The sequence below is a fragment of the Streptomyces sp. NPDC016677 genome (assembly GCF_055562815.1).
The window spans coordinates 1,162,285-1,180,781 of record NZ_JBVHEO010000001.1 but is presented as its reverse complement, the minus strand read 5'-3'; the positions used below and the strand labels follow the sequence as shown (position 1 = coordinate 1,180,781).

Sequence of the window (18,497 nt, the reverse complement as noted above, 5' to 3'; positions counted from 1 at the left end):
CGGTCAGGGCTTGCGGGTCCCGGTCGCCTTTTTGGCGGGGGCCTTGGCCGCCGCCGTCGTCTTCTTGGCGGCCGTCTTCTTCGCCGCCGTCTTCCTCGGTGCGGCCTTCTTCGCCGTTCCTCGTGCGGTGTCCACGGGGTCCGCGTCGCTGATCCGGTCGGCGCCGAGGATGTCCCGCAGGAACTTGCCGGTGTGGCTGGCCGGCACGCTCGCGACCTGCTCCGGCGTGCCCTCGGCGACCACCAGGCCGCCGCCCGCGCCGCCCTCGGGGCCCATGTCGACGACCCAGTCGGCGGTCTTGATCACATCGAGGTTGTGCTCGATGACGATGACCGTGTTGCCCTTGTCGACCAGGCCGGACAGGACGGTCAGCAGCTTGCTGATGTCCTCGAAGTGCAGACCGGTGGTCGGCTCGTCCAGGACGTAGACCGTACGGCCGGTGGAACGGCGCTGCAGCTCGCTGGCGAGCTTGACGCGCTGTGCCTCACCGCCGGAGAGAGTCGTCGCGGACTGGCCCAGGCGGACGTAGCCGAGACCGACGTCCTTCAGCGTCTTCATGTGCCGGGAGATCGCGGGCACCGCCTCGAAGAAGTCGGTGGCCTCCTCGATCGGCATGTTCAGCACGTCGGCGATGGACTTGCCCTTGTAGTGGACCTCCAGGGTCTCCCGGTTGTACCGGGCGCCGTGGCAGACCTCGCACGGGACGTAGACGTCCGGGAGGAAGTTCATCTCGATCTTGATGGTGCCGTCGCCCGAGCAGTTCTCGCAGCGGCCGCCCTTGACGTTGAAGGAGAAGCGTCCGGGCAGATAGCCGCGGACCTTCGCCTCGGTCGTCTCGGCGAACAGCTTGCGAATGTGGTCGAAGACACCGGTGTACGTCGCCGGGTTCGACCGCGGGGTGCGGCCGATGGGCGACTGGTCGACGTGGACGACCTTGTCGACGAGGTCGTCGCCGTCCACGCGCGTGTGCCGCCCGGGAACGTTGCGGGCTCCGTTCAGCTCGCGCGCGAGGTGCGTGTACAGGATGTCGTTGACCAGCGTGGACTTGCCGGAACCGGAGACGCCGGTGACCGCCGTGAAGACGCCGAGCGGGAACGACACGTCGATGTCCCGCAGGTTGTTCTCCCGGGCGCCGTGCACGGTGAGCTGCCGGGACGGGTCACGGGGGCGCCGTACGTCGGGCAGCGGGATGGCCTTCTTGCCGGACAGGTACAGGCCGGTCTGCGACTCGGCGTTGTCGAGCAGTTCCTTCACCGAGCCGCTGTGCACCACCTTGCCGCCGTGCTCGCCGGCGCCCGGGCCGATGTCGACGATCCAGTCGGCGACCTTGATGGTGTCCTCGTCGTGCTCGACGACGATGAGCGTGTTGCCCATGTCGCGCAGCCGCACCAGGGTCTCGATGAGCCGGTGGTTGTCCCGCTGGTGCAGACCGATGGACGGCTCGTCGAGGACGTAGAGGACGCCGACGAGGCCGGAGCCGATCTGGGTGGCCAGGCGGATGCGCTGGGCCTCGCCGCCGGAGAGGGTGCCCGCCGCGCGGTTGAGCGACAGGTAGTCCAGGCCGACGTCGACCAGGAAACGCAGCCGCTCGTTGACCTCCTTGAGCACGCGCTCGGCGATCTTCTTGTCGCGGGCGGTGAGCTTCAGCTCGCCCAGGAAGTCCGCGCAGTCGCTGATGGACATCGCGGAGACCTCGGCGATGGACTTGCCCATGACCGTGACGGAGAGGATCAGCGGCTTCAGGCGGGTGCCCTCACAGGTGGGGCAGGGCACCTCGCGCATATAGCCCTCGAAGCGCTCGCGGCTGGAGTCGCTCTCGGCCTCGCTGTGCCGGCGCTTGACGAAGGAGACCGCGCCCTCGAAGGCCGTGGTGTACCGGCGCTCGCGGCCGTACCGGTTGCGGTAGCGGACCTCCACCTGCGTCTTGTGGCCGTACAGCAGGGCCTTCTTGGCGCGCTGCGGGAGACCGGCGAAGGGGATGTCGGTCCGGAAGCCCAGGGCGTCGGCGAGGGCGCCGATCAGCCGGGCGAAGTAGTCCTTGGTGTGTCCGTGCGACCAGGGGTGGATGGCGCCCTCGTCCAGGGACTTGTCGGGGTCCGGGACGATCAGCTCCGGGTCCACCTCCATGCGCGTGCCGATGCCGGAGCAGTCGGGGCAGGCGCCGAAGGGCGAGTTGAAGGAGAAGGAGCGGGGCTCCAGCTCCTCGAAGGACAGGTCGTCGTACGGGCAGTACAGGTGCTCCGAGAACATGCGCTCGCGCTCGGGGTCGTCCTCGGGGAGGTCCACGAAGTCGAGCACGACCATGCCGCCGGACAGGCCGAGCGCGGTCTCGACCGAGTCGGTGAGGCGGCGCTTGGCGGACTCCTTGACGGTGAGGCGGTCGATGACCACCTCGATGGTGTGCTTCTCCTGCTTCTTCAGCGTGGGAGGGGTGGCGAGCTGGATCGTCTCGCCGTCCACGCGCGCGCGGGAGTAGCCCTTGGTCTGGAGGTCGGCGAAGAGGTCGACGAACTCGCCCTTGCGCTCACGCACCAGCGGCGACAGCACCTGGAAGCGGCTTCCCTCCGGCAGCTCCAGCACACGGTCGACGATGGCCTGCGGCGACTGACGGGAGATCGGCCGGCCGCACTCGGGGCAGTGCGGCTTGCCGATGCGCGCGAAGAGCAGGCGCAGGTAGTCGTAGACCTCGGTGATGGTGCCGACCGTGGAGCGCGGGTTGCGCGAGGTCGACTTCTGGTCGATGGAGACCGCCGGGGAGAGGCCCTCGATGAAGTCGACGTCCGGCTTGTCCATCTGGCCGAGGAACTGCCGGGCGTAGGAGGAGAGCGACTCCACGTAGCGCCGCTGGCCCTCGGCGAAGATCGTGTCGAAGGCCAGGGAGGACTTGCCCGACCCGGACAGGCCCGTGAAGACGATGAGCGAGTCACGCGGCAGGTCGAGCGAGACGTTCTTCAGGTTGTGCTCGCGCGCGCCACGGACGATGAGACGGTCGGCCACGCCGGTCCGCACCTTTCTTGAGAGAAGTGACAGGGGCGGGGCCCCCGTCCTTCTCAGACTAGGGGGAGCCACTGACAACGCCGGTCGGATTCACGGGTTGTCAACAAACCCCGGCTATCCAGCATGCCCGACGCCACGTCCGACCATATAGCACGTGCATTCGATTTACGGGCGTGAGCCGCCTTCTTCACCCGAAGGGGTGGCGCGTCCTAGGGTCAGTGGCATGACGGATCACGCGCATGACCTGGCGTCTGTACAGGACGCTACCGAGCGGCTGCTCAGCGCGGTCGGTGAACTGGACAACGCGAAGGTGACCGAGCAGTCACGACTTCCCGGCTGGACCCGGGGTCATGTCCTGGCCCATCTCGCCCGCAACGCGGACGCGCTCGTGAACGTCCTCGAAGGACGGCCCATGTACGTCTCCGGCGAGGCCCGGGACGCCGACATCGAGCGGGACGCTCCGCGCCCCCTCGACGCGCAGATCGCGGACGTGCGCGAAAGCGCTGCCCGTTTCCAGCGGGCGGCAGCCGTACCGGCGGACTGGTCGCGCACCGTCACGCTGCGCAACGGCATCACCGACGCCGCCTCCCGGGTGCCGTTCCGGCGGTGGGTCGAGGTCGAGCTGCACCACGTGGACCTCGGGATCGGGTACGAGCTGGAGGATCTGCCGGCGCAGTTCACCGAGCGGGAGATCGGCTTCCTCACCGAGCGGTTCGCGGGGCACCGGGACGTGCCGCCGACGCGGATCACGGACGGCACGCGCGCGTGGCACACGGGACGGGAGGGCCTGGCCGAGACGGAGGCCGTCGACGTCACCGTCGCCGGCGGGCGGGCCGACCTGCTCGGCTGGCTCGCGGGCCGCCGTGACGGCTCGGCCCTCACGGTGACGGGCGGGCCACTGCCGGCCCTTCCCCCGCTGTGACCGCGCCGCCCCTCCGCGGGTCCCGGCCGGGCCTGGCGGCGTCAGGTGCGTGCTCTGGGGGTCCCCCCCGGCCGGAGGCTGGGGGCGTGCCGGCCCCTGACCCTCGTACTGGATGTACTCGGGTCAGGGGCCGGTGCGGCGAGTGGGGGCACCTCTCTGGGGGAGCGTGCATGGCGTCCCCAGGCAGACGGGAATGTGACGACAGGCCCTAGGCTGGCGGCCATGACGTACAGCGGAGAGGTGAGGGTCGGCGGACCCGCCGACGTGCACGAACTCAAGGACCTGATGATCACCAAGATCGCGGTCGGCCCGATGAACAACAACGCCTATCTGCTGCGCTGCCGGGCCACCGACGAGCAGTTGCTGATCGACGCCGCCAACGACGCCGAGACGCTGCTCGGCACGATCGGTGCCGACGGCGTCGCGTCCGTCGTCACCACCCACCAGCACGCCGACCACTGGCAGGCACTGGCCGAGGTGGTCGCCGCCACCGGCGCCCGCACCTATGCCGGCCGGCACGACGCCGAGGGCATCCCCGTCCCCACCCACGTCCCGGTGGACGACGGCGACACCATCCGAGTGGGGCGCGTACGGCTCACCGCGCGCCACCTCGTCGGGCACACGCCGGGCTCGATCGCCCTCATCTACGACGACCCGCACGGGCATCCCCATGTGTTCACCGGGGACTGCCTCTTCCCGGGCGGTGTGGGCAACACCTGGAAGGACCCGGAGGCGTTCGCGAGCCTGATCCACGACGTCGAGACGAAGATCTTCGACCCGCTGCCGGACGAGACCTGGGTCTATCCCGGACACGGCGACGACACCACCCTGGGCGCGGAACGCCCGCACCTGCCGGAGTGGCACGCGCGAGGTTGGTGACTCCCGGGGCGGGCGCGGCAACAGAACAAGGCGCGATACGTGGTGTCCGCCCGGAGCGAGCGCCGCGCACGCCCCGTGTGAACCCTTCGCACACGCCTGTCCCGTACGCGCGCTACCGGCGTACACCACCGCGCGGTCAACTGGTGCCGGTTCCGCGCGGAAGCCATGTACCGTGCGGTGCCCCGGGCCGCCGGTCTCCCTTCCCCGTTCCCTTCCCCTCCCCCGGCCGGCGACCCGGCGGGGTCACACCTGCGGCACCGGCGTCACGCCTGGGTCCGCCCCGCCCCCGCCAACGCGGCGATCCGCTCCACGCCGAACACGTACCCCTGCACACCGCAGCCCGCGATGACACCGTCGGCACGCTGCGACACGTAGGAGTGGTGCCGGAACTGCTCCCGCTGGTGGATGTTGGAGATGTGGACCTCCACCACGGGAAGCCCGTCGCAGGTGTTGAGCGCGTCCAGGATCGCGACGGACGTGTGGGAGTAGGCAGCCGGGTTGATCACGATGCCGCAGTGGTTCGAGCGGGCCTCGTGGATCCAGTCGACCAGTTCGCCCTCGTGGTTGGACTGGCGGAAATCCACCGTGCCGCCGTGCGCGCCCGCCGCCTTGACGCACAGCGTCTCGATGTCGGCCAGGGTGTCGGACCCGTAGATCTCCGGCTGGCGCTGGCCGAGCAGGTTCAGGTTGGGGCCGTTGAGGATCATGATCGGTGCGTTGGCCAGGGTGCGGGGCACGGTTCCTCCGGTCCGTCGGGTGGGCGGTCCGCCGGACCGCTGTCCGCCCCGGTCTATCACGGCGCCCGCCCGGCGCATCACCGCCGTCCACTGCCCCGCACACCCCCTGAGCGCCCCGTAACCACCCATCACTGTGGGTGGTTGGCGCAGCATGCACGAAGTACACGAAGAACGCGCCGCGAAGGCGCCCTCCATGCCGCGACTGGCCGGCGCCGCGCTCGCCGGCACGGCGATCGAGTTCTACGACTTCTTCGTCTACGGGACCGCGGCGGCTCTGGTCCTGGGCCCGCTGTTCTTCCCGACGATCTCCCCGCTGGCGGGAACGCTGGCCGCCTTCGGCACGTTCGGTGTCGGCTTCGTGGCCCGGCCGCTGGGGTCGGTGCTGTTCGGGCACATCGGGGACCGCCACGGACGACGGCCGGTCCTCGTCCTCTCGCTGCTGCTGACCGGGGCGTCGACGGTCGCGGTCGGCTGTGTGCCGACGTACGACACGATCGGGGTGGCGGCACCGCTGTTCCTCATCGCGCTGCGCTTCCTGCAAGGGCTGGGGCTGGGCGGGGAGTGGGGCGGCGCGGTGCTGCTGACCGCAGAGCACGCACCGCCCGGGCGGCGCGCACTGTGGGCCAGCTTTCCCCAGGTCGGGCCCGCGCTGGGTTTCCTCCTCGCCAACGGCGTGGTCCTGGTGCTCTCCGCGTCACTGTCCGAGGCCCAGTTCGCCCAGTGGGGGTGGCGGGTGCCATTCTGGGCGGCGGGTGTGCTGGCCCTGGTCGGGCTGTGGCTGCGGTCGTCGCTCGCGGAGAGTCCCCGCTTCCTGGAACTGGACGGCCGCGCGCGGGTCCCGTTCGCCGAGGTGGTGCGGGACCACTGGCGGCTCGTCCTGCTGACCGCCGGAGCCCTGGCGGTCGGGTACGCCATCTTCTACACCGTCTCGACCTGGTCCCTCGCCTATGCGACGGAGCGGCTCGGGGTGGAACGGAGCGTGATGCTGGTCTGCATCATGGCCGCGGTGGTGGTGAAGGGCGCTTTGACGCCGGTGTTCGCGCTGCTCGGCGACCGTTACGGGCGCCGGCCGGTGTGCCTGGTCGGGTGCGGAGCGGCGGCGGTGTGGATGTTCCCGATGGTCGCACTCCTGGCCACCGGTGAGCCGCTGTTGATGTTCCTGGGCTTCCTGGTGGCGATGATCGCCTTCATCACGATGTTCTCGGTGATCGCGGCGTATCTGCCGGAGCTGTACGAGGCGCGGGTGCGCTGCACAGGCGCCGCGGTGGGGTACAACCTCGGCGGGGTGGTCGGCGGGGCCGTCACGCCCATCGTGGCAACGGCCCTGGCGGAGCAGGGTGGCCGTGTGCCCTGGGCCGTGGGGGCGTATCTGACGGTGATCGCACTGCTCAGCCTCGGCTGCTTCGCGCTGCTGCCGGAGACGCGTCCGGCACCGGTGCCGGTCGCGGCGCCCGTTTCGGGGTGACGGGCGGCCTGTCCCTGAGGCCGATACAGGCAGGAGGCCCCGGGAGCGGTGCCGGCGATATGCCGTGTGCCGCTCCCGGGGCCGATTCCCGCGCCGGTCGAATCAGCCCTGCGTCCGAAGGGCTCAGCACGGTCGGTGGTCGGCCTTCTGCGCCGCGATTCAGGCTGCCCGGGAGCCCGGGATACAGGCTGCCCTGGACGCGGACTCCCCCGCAGACGGGCCCTCCCAGCGGTCAGACGTCGACGCTGTCCTTCGGCGCGTCTTCGTCCCGGGCGTCGGCCGCTTCGGCCGCCGCCTGCTTCCTGGTCGCCCTCAGACTGGTGATCGTGGTGACGATCAGGACCGAGCAGATCACGCCGAGCGAGACCGGGATGCTGATCTCGGGGACGTGGACACCGGACTCGTGGAGCGCATGCAGGACGAGTTTGACTCCGATGAAGCCCAGGATGATCGACAGGCCGTAGGAGAGGTGGACCAGCTTCTTCAGCAGGCCGCCGATGAGGAAGTACAGCTGCCTGAGACCCATCAGGGCGAAGGCGTTGGCCGTGAACACGATGTACGGGTCCTGGGTGAGGCCGAAGATCGCGGGAATCGAATCCAGGGCGAAGAGCACATCGGTGGTGCCGATCGCGAGCATCACGACCAGCATCGGGGTCATGACCCGCTTGCCGTTCTGCTGGATCCACAGCTTGGTGCCGTGGTAGCGGTCGGCCACGCCGAAGCGGCGCTCGGCGGCCTTGAGCAGCTTGTTCTCCTCGTACTCCTCGTCCTCTTCGTCGGCCCTGGCCTCCTGGATGAGCTTCCAGGCGGTGTAGATCAGGAACGCTCCGAAGATGTAGAAGACCCAGGCGAAGCTGGCGATGATCGCGGCGCCGGCGGCGATGAACACAGCCCTGAGCACCAGGGCTATGAGGACGCCTACGAGGAGTACTCGCTGCTGGTACTGCGAGGGCACCGCGAACTTCGCCATGATCAGGACGAAGACGAAGAGGTTGTCGACGCTCAGGGACTTCTCGGTGATGAAGCCCGCGAAGAACTCGCCGGCGGGCTGGCCGCCGCCGAAGAGGAGCAGGCCGAGCCCGAACAGCGCGGCCAGGGCGATCCAGACGCCCGTCCAGATGCCGGCTTCCTTGATTGATACGTCGTGCGGTTTGCGGCCGATGAAGAAATCGACCGCGATGAGGGCCGCAAGGCCCACGATGGTCAGGACCCACAAGGTCGTCGTAACTTCCACTGCGCCTCCGGCAGTACGTAACGGCAGATGTCAGCGTCGTCGCTGCCGGAGGTCTCTTCCACCCGGGATCCGGTGTGCGGGATGCACTCGGAACCACGGGCCGACGCCCCGGGATCTGGCCTGATCCGTATTGACGGGCACGCCGCAGCAGACAGGGAGTACTCCCCTCCGTACGGAAAACAGTACCCAATCACCAAGGATTGGTAAAGGGTTTCGCTAATTTTGCCCAAAGTGCCAGGTGAGAGCCTTTTACCAGCTCTTGGTCACTCGGTCGTCCGTCGGCTGCCGGGCGGAACGGGCGAGGGCTCTCAGACCCAGACGTGCCCGCAGCATCAGACGCGCGCGCCACAGCGGACCGGGACGGTCTTGCGGCGCGGCGCGTGTGCGGCCCGCCGTCAGGCCAGGCCCGCCTCCTTCATCTGACGCAGTTCCTTCTTCATCTCGGAGACCTCGTCGCGCAGCCGGGCCGCGATCTCGAACTGGAGCTCCGCCGCGGCGGCCCGCATCCGGGCGGTCATCTCCTCGATCTGCTCCGCCAGCTCGGCCGCGGGACGGTCGGTCGGCGCCGTCTCCCCCGGCTTCTTCCTGCCGGACTTGGCACCGCCCCCGGTTTGCCCGCCGAGGGCGGGGACGGGCGCCTTGGCGCCCTTTCCGTCCTTGGACTGGCCGCGGTACCCCGATCCGAGCAGTTGCTCGGTGTCGACGTCCTCACGGGCGATCTGCGCCACGATGTCGTTGATCTTCTTGCGCAGCGGCTGGGGATCGATCCCCCTCGCCTTGTTGTAAGCGACTTGCTTCTCCCGGCGGCGGTTGGTCTCGTCGATGGCCTTCTCCATCGCCGGGGTGATCTTGTCGGCGTACATGTGGACCTGGCCGGAGACATTGCGCGCCGCGCGGCCGATGGTCTGGATCAGGGAGGTGCCGGAGCGCAGGAAGCCTTCCTTGTCGGCGTCGAGAATCGCCACCAGGGAGACCTCGGGCAGGTCGAGGCCCTCACGCAGGAGGTTGATGCCGACCAGCACGTCGTACTCGCCGGCGCGCAGCTCACGCAGCAGTTCGACGCGGCGCAGGGTGTCGACGTCGCTGTGCAGGTAGCGCACCTGGATGCCCAGCTCCAGGAAGTAGTCGGTGAGGTCCTCGGCCATCTTCTTGGTGAGCGTGGTGACCAGGACGCGTTCGTCCTTCTCGGTGCGGGTGCGGATCTCGTGCACCAGGTCGTCGATCTGGCCCTCGGTGGGCTTGACGACGACCTCCGGGTCGACGAGGCCGGTGGGACGGATGATCTGCTCGACGACGCCGTCCGAGCGGGACAGCTCGTACTGCCCCGGGGTGGCCGACAGGTAGACCGCCTGGCCGATGCGCTCCTGGAACTCCTCCCACTTCAGCGGGCGGTTGTCGAGCGCGGAGGGCAGCCGGAAACCGTGGTCGACGAGGGTGCGCTTACGGGAGGCGTCGCCCTCGTACATGGCGCCGATCTGCGGCACGGTGACGTGCGACTCGTCGATGACCAGCAGGAAGTCGTCAGGGAAGTAGTCGAGCAGGGTGTTGGGCGGGGAGCCGGGCGAGCGGCCGTCGAAGTGCATCGAGTAGTTCTCGACGCCGGAGCAGGAGCCGATCTGGCGGAGCATCTCGATGTCGTACGTGGTGCGCATGCGCAGGCGCTGGGCTTCCAGGAGCTTGCCCTGCTTCTCCAGCTCGGCCAGGCGCTCGCCCAGCTCCTTCTCGATGTCGTTGACCGCGCGCTCCAGCCGCTCGGGGCCCGCGACGTAGTGGGAGGCCGGGAAGACGTACAGCTGCTGGTCGTCGCTGATGATCTCGCCGGTGAGCGGGTGGAGCGTGGACAGCGCCTCGATCTCGTCGCCGAACATCTCGATCCGGACGGCCAGCTCCTCGTAGACCGGGAAGATCTCGATGGTGTCGCCGCGGACCCGGAAGGTGCCCCGGGTGAAGGCCGTGTCGTTGCGCGTGTACTGGATGTCCACGAAGCGGCGCAGCAGCTCGTCCCGGTCGAACTCGTCGCCGACGCGGAGCGGGACCATGCGGTCGACGTACTCCTGGGGCGTACCCAGGCCGTAGATGCAGGAGACCGAGGCGACCACGACGACGTCGCGGCGGGTGAGCAGCGAATTGGTCGCGGAGTGGCGCAGCCGCTCGACCTCCTCGTTGATCGAGGAGTCCTTCTCGATGTAGGTGTCCGACTGGGGGACGTACGCCTCGGGCTGGTAGTAGTCGTAGTACGAGACGAAGTACTCGACGGCGTTGTTGGGCAGCAGCTCGCGGAACTCGTTCGCCAGCTGGGCGGCCAGGGTCTTGTTCGGTGCCATCACCAGCGTGGGGCGCTGAAGCTTCTCGATCATCCACGCGGTGGTGGCGGACTTGCCGGTGCCGGTGGCGCCGAGCAGGACGACGTCCTTCTCGCCGGCTTCGATGCGCCGGGCGAGATCGGCGATGGCCGCCGGCTGGTCGCCGCTCGGCTGGTAGGGGCTGACGACCTCGAAGGGCGCCACCGTGCGTTCGATGTGGGAAACGGGCCGCATGCCATCCACCGTACGACCCCCCACTGACAATGGGCCCGGATCAGCGGTTCTGCGGGGTCCGGGAGCGCCGATGGGCCAGCGGGCGGCGGTAGCGGAGGGCGGGGTGGCGGGCCGCGGGGCGGCGGGCCGGGCCGGGGCCGGCGGGGTGCGCGGGGATGCCGGGCTTGTGGTCGACCGGACGCCGGGCGGGCTCGCCCGCCACCATGAGCGGGTCGAACATCACGACGACTCCCGCGAGGAGGAGGAAGGCGAGCGGGCCGATCAGCATGGGCGCGAGGAGGGCGGCGGGCGAGTCGCCCGTGACAGGTCCGGCCGTGTCGTGCACATGGACATCGAGGGCGGCCATGCCCGTGTAGTGCATGCCGGCCACCGCGAGCCCCATGATCAGACTGGCGCCGACGCTCCACAGGAGGCCGCGGACCTGCCCCGCCGCCCACAGGGCCGCGGTGGCGGCGGCCATCGCTATGACGACGGACATGGCGACGGTGACGGTGTTGTACTCCAGGTCCCCGTCGAGGCGCATGCCGGCCATGCCCAGGTAGTGCATCGAGGCGATGCCAAGACCGGTGATCGTGCCGCCGGTGAACAGGGCCGCTCCCCCGGCGTCCCGGTAGCCGACGATGAAGATGCCGATGCCCACCATCACGATGGCGACGGCCAGGCTCGCGAACGTCATCGGCATGTCGTAGCGGATCGGTGCGCCCTCGACCCTGAATCCCATCATCGCGATGAAGTGCATGGTCCAGATGCCGGAGCCGATCGCCGCCGAGCCCAGTGCCAGCCATCCGGGCCGCCACGACCGGGCGACCAGCATGGACCTGGTGGTGCAGCGCAGGCCGAGGGCACCGCCGAGGCAGGCCATCAGATAGGCCACCAGCGGTGTGACGAGTCCGTAACTGAATCCGTCGACCGTGCCTTGCATGCGCGGCTGTCCTTCCGCCCTCTGACGTCCTGGCTTCCCCCGATGTGCGTCCCCCTCCCAGGACCGCACGGGCGGCCCGGGTCCAGAGAAGTATGACCGCCACCGGAATGGTCGAACGATTCTCCGGCAAAGAATCACGGCCTTGCCCCAGTTGTGCCGCCCACGTGAGCACAGTTGAGCAACTCCATTCAGCCTGTGGCCATTCCGCACTCCTCCGCCGTTGACGGTCCGCTGTCACAGTGGTGCTGTTCGTGATCATTCGACGCGAGGAGTACGCATGCACGCGCGCGCTGTTGCCGTCACGACCACCGCGCTCCTGGGAGCGGCCCTGCTGGCGCCCGTCTCCTGGGCCCAGGGGTCCCACGGCGGGCCGGGGCCGGTGGTCGTCGCTCACCGGGGCGCTTCCGCCTATGCGCCGGAGAACACCCTGGCCGCCGTCGACAAGGCGGCCGAACTGGGCATCGACTGGGTGGAGAACGACGTCCAGCGCACGAAGGACGGCGAACTCGTCGTCCTCCACGACGACAGTCTGCGTCGCACCACCGACGCCGAGGAGGTCTTCCCCGACCGGGCGCCCTGGAAGGTGAAGGACTTCACGGCCGCCGAGATCGCGCGCCTGGACGCCGGAAGCTGGTTCGGCGCCGCCTACGCGGGCGCGCGCGTGCCGACGCTGGAGGAGTATGTCGGCCGTGTCGAGCACCACCACCAGAAGCTGCTGCTGGAGATCAAGAACCCTGAGCTGTACCCCGGCATCGAGCGGGAGACCCTGAAGGTCCTCGGCAACGAGGGCTGGCTGGACCGGCGGCACGTCGCCGGCCGGCTGGTCGTGCAGAGCTTCAGCGCGGACAGTGTGCGGACCGTCCATGCGTTGAAGCCGGCCGTCAAGACCGGGTTCCTGGGCACGCCGCCCGTCTCCGACCTGCCCGCGTACGCCGAGTTCGCCGACCAGATCAACCCCTCCTACGGCTCGCTCTCGCCGGTCTACGTGTCCACGGTCCAGGCGTTCGACGGGCCGCACGGCAGGCCGCTGGAGGTCTTCGCCTGGACGGTCGACGACGCGGACGACGCCCGGCTGACCGCCGGGTACGGCGTCGACGGCATCATCACCAACCGGCCCGACGTGGTCCGGGACGCGACGCGCGGGAGCGTGCCGGGAACCGAGTGACCGCGCCCGTACCGCGATGAGGACCGCCGGTTCCGCGGGGCGTTGTCAGTGACGGGCCGTACGGTGGTGCGCATGGACAGCCATGGGCAGTACGAGCAGCGGGTGGCGTGGACCGTCGTCGGTACCGGCATCGGTCCACTGCTGCTCGCCGCGACCGGCGAGGGCCTGGTCAGCGTCGTGTTCCACGCCACCGGGCCGGTCCGCGGCCGGGCGCTGGACCGGCTCGCGGCGCGGCTGGGCGGCGAGCCGGTGGAGGCACCCGGCACCCCGTTGCTGACGGAGGCGGCGGAGCAGTTGGGGGCGTACTTCTCCGGTGACCGGCGCGTCTTCGACCTGCCCCTGGACTGGTCGCTGATATCCGGGTTCAACCGAGAGGTACTGCGGGAGCTGGCGTCCGGGGTCCCCTACGGGACGGTCGTCGGTTACGGCGATCTCGCCGGCCGGGTGGGCCAGCCGGGCGCGGCCCAGGCCGTGGGCATGGCGATGGGCGCCAATCCGCTGCCGGTCGTCGTGCCCTGCCACCGGGTCGTGGAGAGCGGCGGCGGCATCGGCGGGTTCGGAGGCGGTCTGGAGACCAAGAGGAAGCTGCTGGCGCTGGAGGGAGTGCTGCCCGAGCCACTGTTCTGACGGCTCGGCTGCCGGATGGGGTCCGTGCGGCTCCGGTGCCCCGACAGGCCCTCGGGTCACGTGGGCCCTCGGGTCAGGCGTAGTGCCGCGCCTCGAAGATGTTCCCGTCCGGGTCGGTGAAGTAGAAGCTGCGCCTGGCCATGCCCCGGGCTCCGTAGGAGTCGTACGAGAAGTCCGAGACCGGGGCACCCTGGTCCTCCAGACGGCCGCGCAGCGCGTCGAAGTCGCCTTCCGGCAGGGACAGGCAGACGTGGTTGACCGGATGACCCGAGCTGTCGGCGGCATCGGGCAGCATCGTCATCCGCGGCGCCATGGTGAGCGGCATGAGGTCGAAGATCGTCTCCTCGTTGAGACGTACGGAGGGGAACGGCACCGTTCCCGCCGCGAACTCGGTGACCCGCAAGGGCTCCATGCCCAGCGTCTTCTCGTAGAAGCCGACCGAGGTGAGCGGGTCGCGCACCCAGAGGACGACGTGGTCGAGGCGTGCCGTGTTGTCCGTCATGGTCACCAGCCTGGTGCCGGGTCCCGGGGGCCGCAAGGGTTTGGCCCGGTGCCGGGCCCGCCAGAGATGAGGGAGAGCCGACGGACAGGAGGCGTACCTGTGGTGCTGGTGGTGTCGGAAGAGGTGCGGGAGGCGGTCGACTCGCGTCGGCCCGTGGTGGCGCTGGAGTCCACGATCATCGCGCACGGGCTGCCGCGTCCGCGCAATCTCCAGGTGGCGCGGGAGCTGGAGGAGGCGGTACGGCAGGAGGGGGCCGTTCCGGCCACGATCGCCGTGCTGGACGGACAACCCCGCGTCGGGCTCGGGAAGGAGCAACTGGAGCGGATCGCCAATGAGGACGGTATCCGCAAACTCGGCCACCGCGACCTGCCGCTCGCGATGGCGGCCGGGGCGAGCGGGGCGACCACGGTCTCGGCGACCGCGTCGCTGGCGGCGGGGGCGGGCATCCGGGTCTTCGCCACCGGTGGGCTGGGCGGGGTGCACCGGGAGTGGACAGCGACTCAGGACGAGTCGGCCGACCTGAGCCTGCTGGCGCGCACCCGTATCACCGTGGTCTGTGCCGGGGTGAAGTCGATCCTGGACGTGCCCGCGACGCTCCAGCGGCTGGAGACTTTGGGGGTCGCGGTGGCCGGGTACGGCACGGACCGGTTCCCCGGCTTCTATCTCTCCGACTCGGGGCATCCGGTGGACTGGACGCTGCGTACTCCGGAGGAGGTGGCGTCGGTGATGCGGGCGCAGGACGCGCTCGGAACGCCGGAGTCGGCGCTGATCGTCGCCCATCCGGTGCCCGAGGAGGAGCAGCTCGATCCCGAGGTGCACGCGCGGGTGCTCGCCGACGCGCTGCGCGCGTGCGCGGAGGAGGGCGTCACCGGGCAGGCGGTCACCCCGTTCCTCCTCGACCACCTGGTGCGGCACACGGACGGGGCCTCGCTGAGCGCCAACCTGGCGGCGGTGCGCGGCAACGTGCGGCTGGCGGCCCGGGTGGCGGCGGCCTGGACCGGGGCGTGACGGCGGGGCCCGACGGCGCGCTGCTGGTGATCGGGGACGTGATCACGGACATCGTCGTCCGCCCCCGCGGGCCGCTGGCCGTCGGTACGGACACGGCCGCCTCTATCCACCGGCTGCCCGGCGGAGCGGGCGCCAACGTGGCCTGCTGGGCCGCTCACCAGGGCTGCGACGACGTACGGCTGTTCGGGCGGGTCGGTGCGGACACGGCGGTCTGGCACCAGCGGGAGCTGGTGGCCGCGGGGGTACGGCCCCGTCTGGTGGTGGACGAGGAGGCGCCGACGGGGACGGTCGTCTGCCTGGTCGACGCGGGTGCCTCGGCCGAGCGGACGTTCCTGACGGACAGCGGGGCGTCGCTCCGGCTCGCGCCCGGCGACTGGTCGGACACGCTGCTCGACGGTGTCGGGCATCTGCATCTGTCGGGTTACCTGCTGTTCTCCGCGCCGAGCCGCGCGCTGCTGGCGGTCGCGCTGGAAGCGGCACGCGCGCGTGGGGTGCCGGTGAGTCTGGATCCCGCGTCAGCCGGCTTCCTCGCGGAACTGGGTGCCGACCGGTTTCTCTCCCTCGTCCAGGGAGTGGATGTACTCCTGCCGAGTCATGACGAGGCGTGTCTGCTGACCGGGCTGTCCCGGACGGACGACGCGGTGGTCGGCGTGGCGGCCGACGCGGTGGCCGAGTTGAGCCGTCGGGTGCCGCTCGTGGTCGCCAAGCTGGGGGCGGACGGTGCGGTGGTGGCGCGCGGCGGTGCCGTGTGCGCCCGGGTGCCCGCCGTACCGGCGACGCCCCGGGACACGACGGGCGCGGGGGACGCCTTCACCGGGGCGTTCCTCGCGGCCTTGCTGTCGGGGTCGGGCCCGGCGGAAGCGGCGGCGCGGGGGTGCCGGGCGGGCGCGGAGGCGGTTGAACGGGTGGGCGGTCGGCCGCCTGTGTCCGGCCCCCGGCTCCCAGCGGCTGATGTGCGGACGTCGCCGTGAGGTCCGACCCCGCTACGCCGACAGCTTCCGGTTTCGGGCTTTCGGGTTCTGTACGGCGACCGCCCCCGCCTGTCATGGTGACTGTCTTCACCGCCTGTCATGGTGACTGTCTTCACCGCCCGTCACAGCGGCCGGCTTCACCACCCGTCACGGCGGCTGCTCCCACCTGTCAGGGCGACGCGGTCTCACTCCGCTGAGGACAGGAACCGGAGCGGAGGCCGAGCAACGTCCATACGAGCCCCGCACGTCGGCAGTCCGGCGGTGTGCGCGGGCCTCCGCGCCGCCCGGCTACGCCTTGCGCCCCCATGCCGAGATCATGGGGGCCGTGGCCAGATCCATGGCCCCTGAGGCTACGTTCGCGAGATGACGGTCGATGTCCTGGTCCGTGGCGAGGCCGGCGGTGACGAGCTGGTCGCGGACCTGGCGGATCGTGGCGGACTCCAGGGCGGCGCAGGCGGGCGAGGTCACCGGGAAGTGGGCGTCCGCCTCGACCCGGCGCAGACCGGCCTCCCTCAGCAGCCGCGGAAGTTGCCGGCCGTAGGACAGGTCGGCGCCACGACGGGCCAGCAACTTGCGGAAGGCGTGCCGCAGCTGGTTCGCCAGTTGCTGCTCGGGTCCGTACTCGTCGGGGCACAGCAGCGGCTGGAGCGCGGGATCGGCGTCCTCCACCAGGAGGCGTCCGCCGGGGCGCAGGGACCTGACCATGGACCGCAACGCCCGTTCCCGCTCCGGCACATGAACGAGTACGAGCCTGGCGTGCACCAGGTCGAAGCCCTCGCCCGGCGGGTCCTGGGCAGCCACGTCGTGCACCCGCACCTCGACCGGCGGACGGGCGGCCGGAGTGAGACGCGAGGTGTCGATGTCGGTCGCGACGATCCGTCCCGTGGGGCCCACTTTCTTGGCCAGCCACGAGACCACGGAGGTGCCGCCGGCCCCGACCTCCCAGCAGCGCCAGCCCGGTCCGATGCCCATGGCTGTGAGGTGCCGGAACGTCGTGGGGTCGAAGAGGGTGGCGAAGGCATCGAAACGCTCCGCCGCCTCGGTCTGCCGGTTGTCGAGGAGATATCCGTCGGTTCGCGTCATGTGCCGATCATCCCAGTTGTCCGGCTTGCCGGAAGGGGCCGACGCTCCGAACGGCCCCGGCTGTCCGCATCCGGGTACGACGGGTTGTCCACAGCCGGGAACCAAGCGGAATCTCCCCTTTCCACAGGCCGGCCCGAGGTCCGCGCCGGCCTGGCAGACTGGCGCGGCAGGCGTGGGAAGCACGGCGCACGGGGAAGCACGCGAGGAGATCCGTATGTCCATGGCAGGGAATCTGCGGAAGGTCACGAGCCTCGGCAAGGGCGGACACCTCCGCCGCGTGGCACGGCTCGCCCGCCGGCGTCCGCGCGTCGACCTCAGCCATCCCGCGCGTTCCCCGCTTGGCTCTTCGGTGGTCAACTGCGTGACGTACCGGGACGGGATCCGCGTGCCCGGGGGTGTCGGTCTGGTGGACGCGGTGGAGCGGGTACGCAAGAGTGGGGACGGGTTCGTCTGGCTCGGGCTGCACGAGCCGACAGACGAGGAGTTCGCGGACATCGCGGAACTCTTCGACCTGCATCCACTGGCGGTCGAGGACGCCGTCGAGGCCCACCAGCGTCCGAAGCTGGAGCGGTACGGGGAGACGCTCTTCGCGGTCTTCAAAACGGTCTGTTACGTCGAGCACGAGGAACTGACGGCCACCAGCGAGGTGGTGAACACCGGCGAGATCATGGTCTTCACCGGCCAGGACTTCGTGGTGACCGTGCGGCACGGACGGCACGGTTCACTGGGGCCGCTGCGCGAGGAGCTGGAGTCCGATCCCCGGCAGCTCGCCAAGGGGCCCTCGGCGGTGCTGCACGCGGTCGCGGACCATGTCGTCGACGATTTCCTCACCGCCCTCGACGCGGTGCAGACGGATGTCGACCATGTCGAGACGGCCGTGTTCGCGCAGGACGGCGCACGGCTCGACCCCGGGCGGATCTACCAGCTCAAGCGCGAGCTCCTGGAGCTGAAGCGGGCGGTGGTACCACTCGGCCGGCCGTTGGAGGAGCTGGCCACCCGGCCGATCCGGGTGGTGGACCCGGAGATACAGGCATACTTCCGCGACGTCTCCGACCACCTGCTGCGGGCCACGGAGCAGATAGCCGCCTTCGACGAACTGCTCAACTCCATCCTTCAGGCACACCTCGCACAGGTCACGGTCGCGCAGAACGCGGACATGCGGAAGATCACGGCCTGGGCGGCCATCGTCGCCGTGCCGACCATGGTCTGCGGCATGTACGGCATGAACTTCGACCACATGCCCGAACTGCGATGGCGGTACGGCTACGGCTTGGTCCTGGGCGTGATAGCCGTCGCCTGTCTGACGCTGTACCGGGGATTCCGGCGGAACGACTGGCTTTGACACGAGCCGCTCCGAACGACCGGCTTCGAACGACCGGCTTCGAACGGCCGGCATCGAACGGCCGGCTTCGGTCACGGGCGCGGCAGGCCTGCTGATCCGTGCGCTC

General features: G+C 70.1%; 15 protein-coding genes. 8 read left to right on the top strand and 7 right to left on the bottom strand.

Going from position 1 to position 18,497, the window contains the following annotated elements:
• Nucleotides 1–3: 3 nt before the first annotated feature.
• Complete coding sequence (uvrA, locus tag ACZ3IG_RS05185) at nucleotides 4–2,997, bottom strand: excinuclease ABC subunit UvrA (RefSeq protein ID WP_467429099.1); 2,994 nt, start codon at nucleotides 2,995–2,997, stop codon at nucleotides 4–6.
• A 223-nt stretch (nucleotides 2,998–3,220) separates the two neighbouring features.
• Here uvrA and ACZ3IG_RS05180 point away from each other — a divergent pair, with 223 nt between their 5' ends.
• Both ACZ3IG_RS05180 and ACZ3IG_RS05175 read left to right on the top strand, forming a co-directional pair.
• The gene (locus ACZ3IG_RS05180) at nucleotides 3,221–3,919 is read left to right on the top strand and encodes a maleylpyruvate isomerase family mycothiol-dependent enzyme (RefSeq protein ID WP_467429098.1); all 699 of its coding nucleotides are present in this window, start codon (nucleotides 3,221–3,223) and stop codon (nucleotides 3,917–3,919) included.
• Between the two features lie 222 nt (nucleotides 3,920–4,141).
• Nucleotides 4,142–4,798, top strand: a complete 657-nt coding sequence (locus ACZ3IG_RS05175; RefSeq protein ID WP_467429096.1) for an MBL fold metallo-hydrolase — start codon at nucleotides 4,142–4,144, stop codon at nucleotides 4,796–4,798.
• A gap of 263 nt (nucleotides 4,799–5,061) precedes the next feature.
• On the opposite strand, the gene aroQ is transcribed toward ACZ3IG_RS05175, so the two are convergent.
• Nucleotides 5,062–5,535, bottom strand: coding sequence for a type II 3-dehydroquinate dehydratase (gene aroQ, locus ACZ3IG_RS05170; RefSeq protein WP_467429093.1), 474 nt, complete (start codon nucleotides 5,533–5,535; stop codon nucleotides 5,062–5,064).
• Nucleotides 5,536–5,728: 193 nt separating this feature from the next.
• Here aroQ and ACZ3IG_RS05165 point away from each other — a divergent pair, with 193 nt between their 5' ends.
• Complete coding sequence (locus tag ACZ3IG_RS05165; RefSeq protein ID WP_467429211.1) at nucleotides 5,729–7,000, top strand: MFS transporter; 1,272 nt, start codon at nucleotides 5,729–5,731, stop codon at nucleotides 6,998–7,000.
• 232 nt (nucleotides 7,001–7,232) lie between these two features.
• Here the strand turns inward: ACZ3IG_RS05165 and ACZ3IG_RS05160 are convergent, their stop codons facing one another.
• From ACZ3IG_RS05160 to ACZ3IG_RS05150, 3 genes are all read right to left on the bottom strand, one after another.
• On the bottom strand, nucleotides 7,233–8,234 hold the full coding sequence (locus tag ACZ3IG_RS05160) for a TerC/Alx family metal homeostasis membrane protein (RefSeq protein ID WP_467429090.1): 1,002 nt from the start codon (nucleotides 8,232–8,234) through the stop codon (nucleotides 7,233–7,235).
• Nucleotides 8,235–8,629: 395 nt separating this feature from the next.
• Nucleotides 8,630–10,771, bottom strand: a complete 2,142-nt coding sequence (uvrB, locus tag ACZ3IG_RS05155) for an excinuclease ABC subunit UvrB (RefSeq protein WP_467429088.1) — start codon at nucleotides 10,769–10,771, stop codon at nucleotides 8,630–8,632.
• Between the two features lie 40 nt (nucleotides 10,772–10,811).
• Nucleotides 10,812–11,693: an MHYT domain-containing protein gene (locus ACZ3IG_RS05150; RefSeq protein WP_467429087.1), complete on the bottom strand. Its 882-nt coding sequence runs from the start codon at nucleotides 11,691–11,693 to the stop codon at nucleotides 10,812–10,814.
• 277 nt (nucleotides 11,694–11,970) lie between these two features.
• Between ACZ3IG_RS05150 and ACZ3IG_RS05145 the strand changes: the two genes are divergently transcribed.
• Both ACZ3IG_RS05145 and ACZ3IG_RS05140 read left to right on the top strand, forming a co-directional pair.
• Nucleotides 11,971–12,858, top strand: coding sequence for a glycerophosphodiester phosphodiesterase family protein (locus ACZ3IG_RS05145; protein ID WP_467429086.1), 888 nt, complete (start codon nucleotides 11,971–11,973; stop codon nucleotides 12,856–12,858).
• Between the two features lie 72 nt (nucleotides 12,859–12,930).
• A complete protein-coding gene (locus ACZ3IG_RS05140) occupies nucleotides 12,931–13,485 on the top strand; it encodes a methylated-DNA--[protein]-cysteine S-methyltransferase (protein ID WP_467429084.1) in 555 nt (184 codons plus the stop codon).
• A gap of 73 nt (nucleotides 13,486–13,558) precedes the next feature.
• Here the strand turns inward: ACZ3IG_RS05140 and ACZ3IG_RS05135 are convergent, their stop codons facing one another.
• A complete protein-coding gene (locus ACZ3IG_RS05135) occupies nucleotides 13,559–13,987 on the bottom strand; it encodes a VOC family protein (protein ID WP_467429081.1) in 429 nt (142 codons plus the stop codon).
• A gap of 99 nt (nucleotides 13,988–14,086) precedes the next feature.
• Between ACZ3IG_RS05135 and ACZ3IG_RS05130 the strand changes: the two genes are divergently transcribed.
• Nucleotides 14,087–14,995, top strand: a complete 909-nt coding sequence (locus ACZ3IG_RS05130) for a pseudouridine-5'-phosphate glycosidase (protein WP_467429079.1) — start codon at nucleotides 14,087–14,089, stop codon at nucleotides 14,993–14,995.
• Nucleotides 14,992–15,966, top strand: a complete 975-nt coding sequence (locus tag ACZ3IG_RS05125; RefSeq protein ID WP_467429077.1) for a carbohydrate kinase family protein — start codon at nucleotides 14,992–14,994, stop codon at nucleotides 15,964–15,966. The genes ACZ3IG_RS05130 and ACZ3IG_RS05125 overlap by 4 nt, the downstream gene beginning before the upstream one ends.
• A 288-nt stretch (nucleotides 15,967–16,254) precedes the next feature.
• Here the strand turns inward: ACZ3IG_RS05125 and ACZ3IG_RS05120 are convergent, their stop codons facing one another.
• Nucleotides 16,255–17,049: a methyltransferase domain-containing protein gene (locus tag ACZ3IG_RS05120; RefSeq protein ID WP_467429075.1), complete on the bottom strand. Its 795-nt coding sequence runs from the start codon at nucleotides 17,047–17,049 to the stop codon at nucleotides 16,255–16,257.
• A 214-nt stretch (nucleotides 17,050–17,263) separates the two neighbouring features.
• Between ACZ3IG_RS05120 and ACZ3IG_RS05115 the strand changes: the two genes are divergently transcribed.
• Nucleotides 17,264–18,391, top strand: coding sequence for a magnesium and cobalt transport protein CorA (locus ACZ3IG_RS05115; RefSeq protein WP_467429074.1), 1,128 nt, complete (start codon nucleotides 17,264–17,266; stop codon nucleotides 18,389–18,391).
• The last annotated feature ends 106 nt before the right edge of the window (nucleotides 18,392–18,497 follow it).

Excerpts from the sequence above, each read along its gene's own strand:
- ACZ3IG_RS05180 (WP_467429098.1), top strand. The coding sequence starts at position 3,221 with ATGACGGATCACGCGCATGACCTGGCGTCTGTACAGGACGCTACCGAG.
- ACZ3IG_RS05175 (WP_467429096.1), top strand. The coding sequence starts at position 4,142 with ATGACGTACAGCGGAGAGGTGAGGGTCGGCGGACCCGCCGACGTGCAC.
- ACZ3IG_RS05165 (WP_467429211.1), top strand. The coding sequence starts at position 5,729 with ATGCCGCGACTGGCCGGCGCCGCGCTCGCCGGCACGGCGATCGAGTTC.
- uvrB (WP_467429088.1), bottom strand. The coding sequence starts at position 10,771 with ATGCGGCCCGTTTCCCACATCGAACGCACGGTGGCGCCCTTCGAGGTC.
- ACZ3IG_RS05150 (WP_467429087.1), bottom strand. The coding sequence starts at position 11,693 with ATGCAAGGCACGGTCGACGGATTCAGTTACGGACTCGTCACACCGCTG.
- ACZ3IG_RS05145 (WP_467429086.1), top strand. The coding sequence starts at position 11,971 with ATGCACGCGCGCGCTGTTGCCGTCACGACCACCGCGCTCCTGGGAGCG.
- ACZ3IG_RS05140 (WP_467429084.1), top strand. The coding sequence starts at position 12,931 with ATGGACAGCCATGGGCAGTACGAGCAGCGGGTGGCGTGGACCGTCGTC.
- ACZ3IG_RS05135 (WP_467429081.1), bottom strand. The coding sequence starts at position 13,987 with ATGACGGACAACACGGCACGCCTCGACCACGTCGTCCTCTGGGTGCGC.
- ACZ3IG_RS05120 (WP_467429075.1), bottom strand. The coding sequence starts at position 17,049 with ATGACGCGAACCGACGGATATCTCCTCGACAACCGGCAGACCGAGGCG.
- ACZ3IG_RS05115 (WP_467429074.1), top strand. The coding sequence starts at position 17,264 with ATGTCCATGGCAGGGAATCTGCGGAAGGTCACGAGCCTCGGCAAGGGC.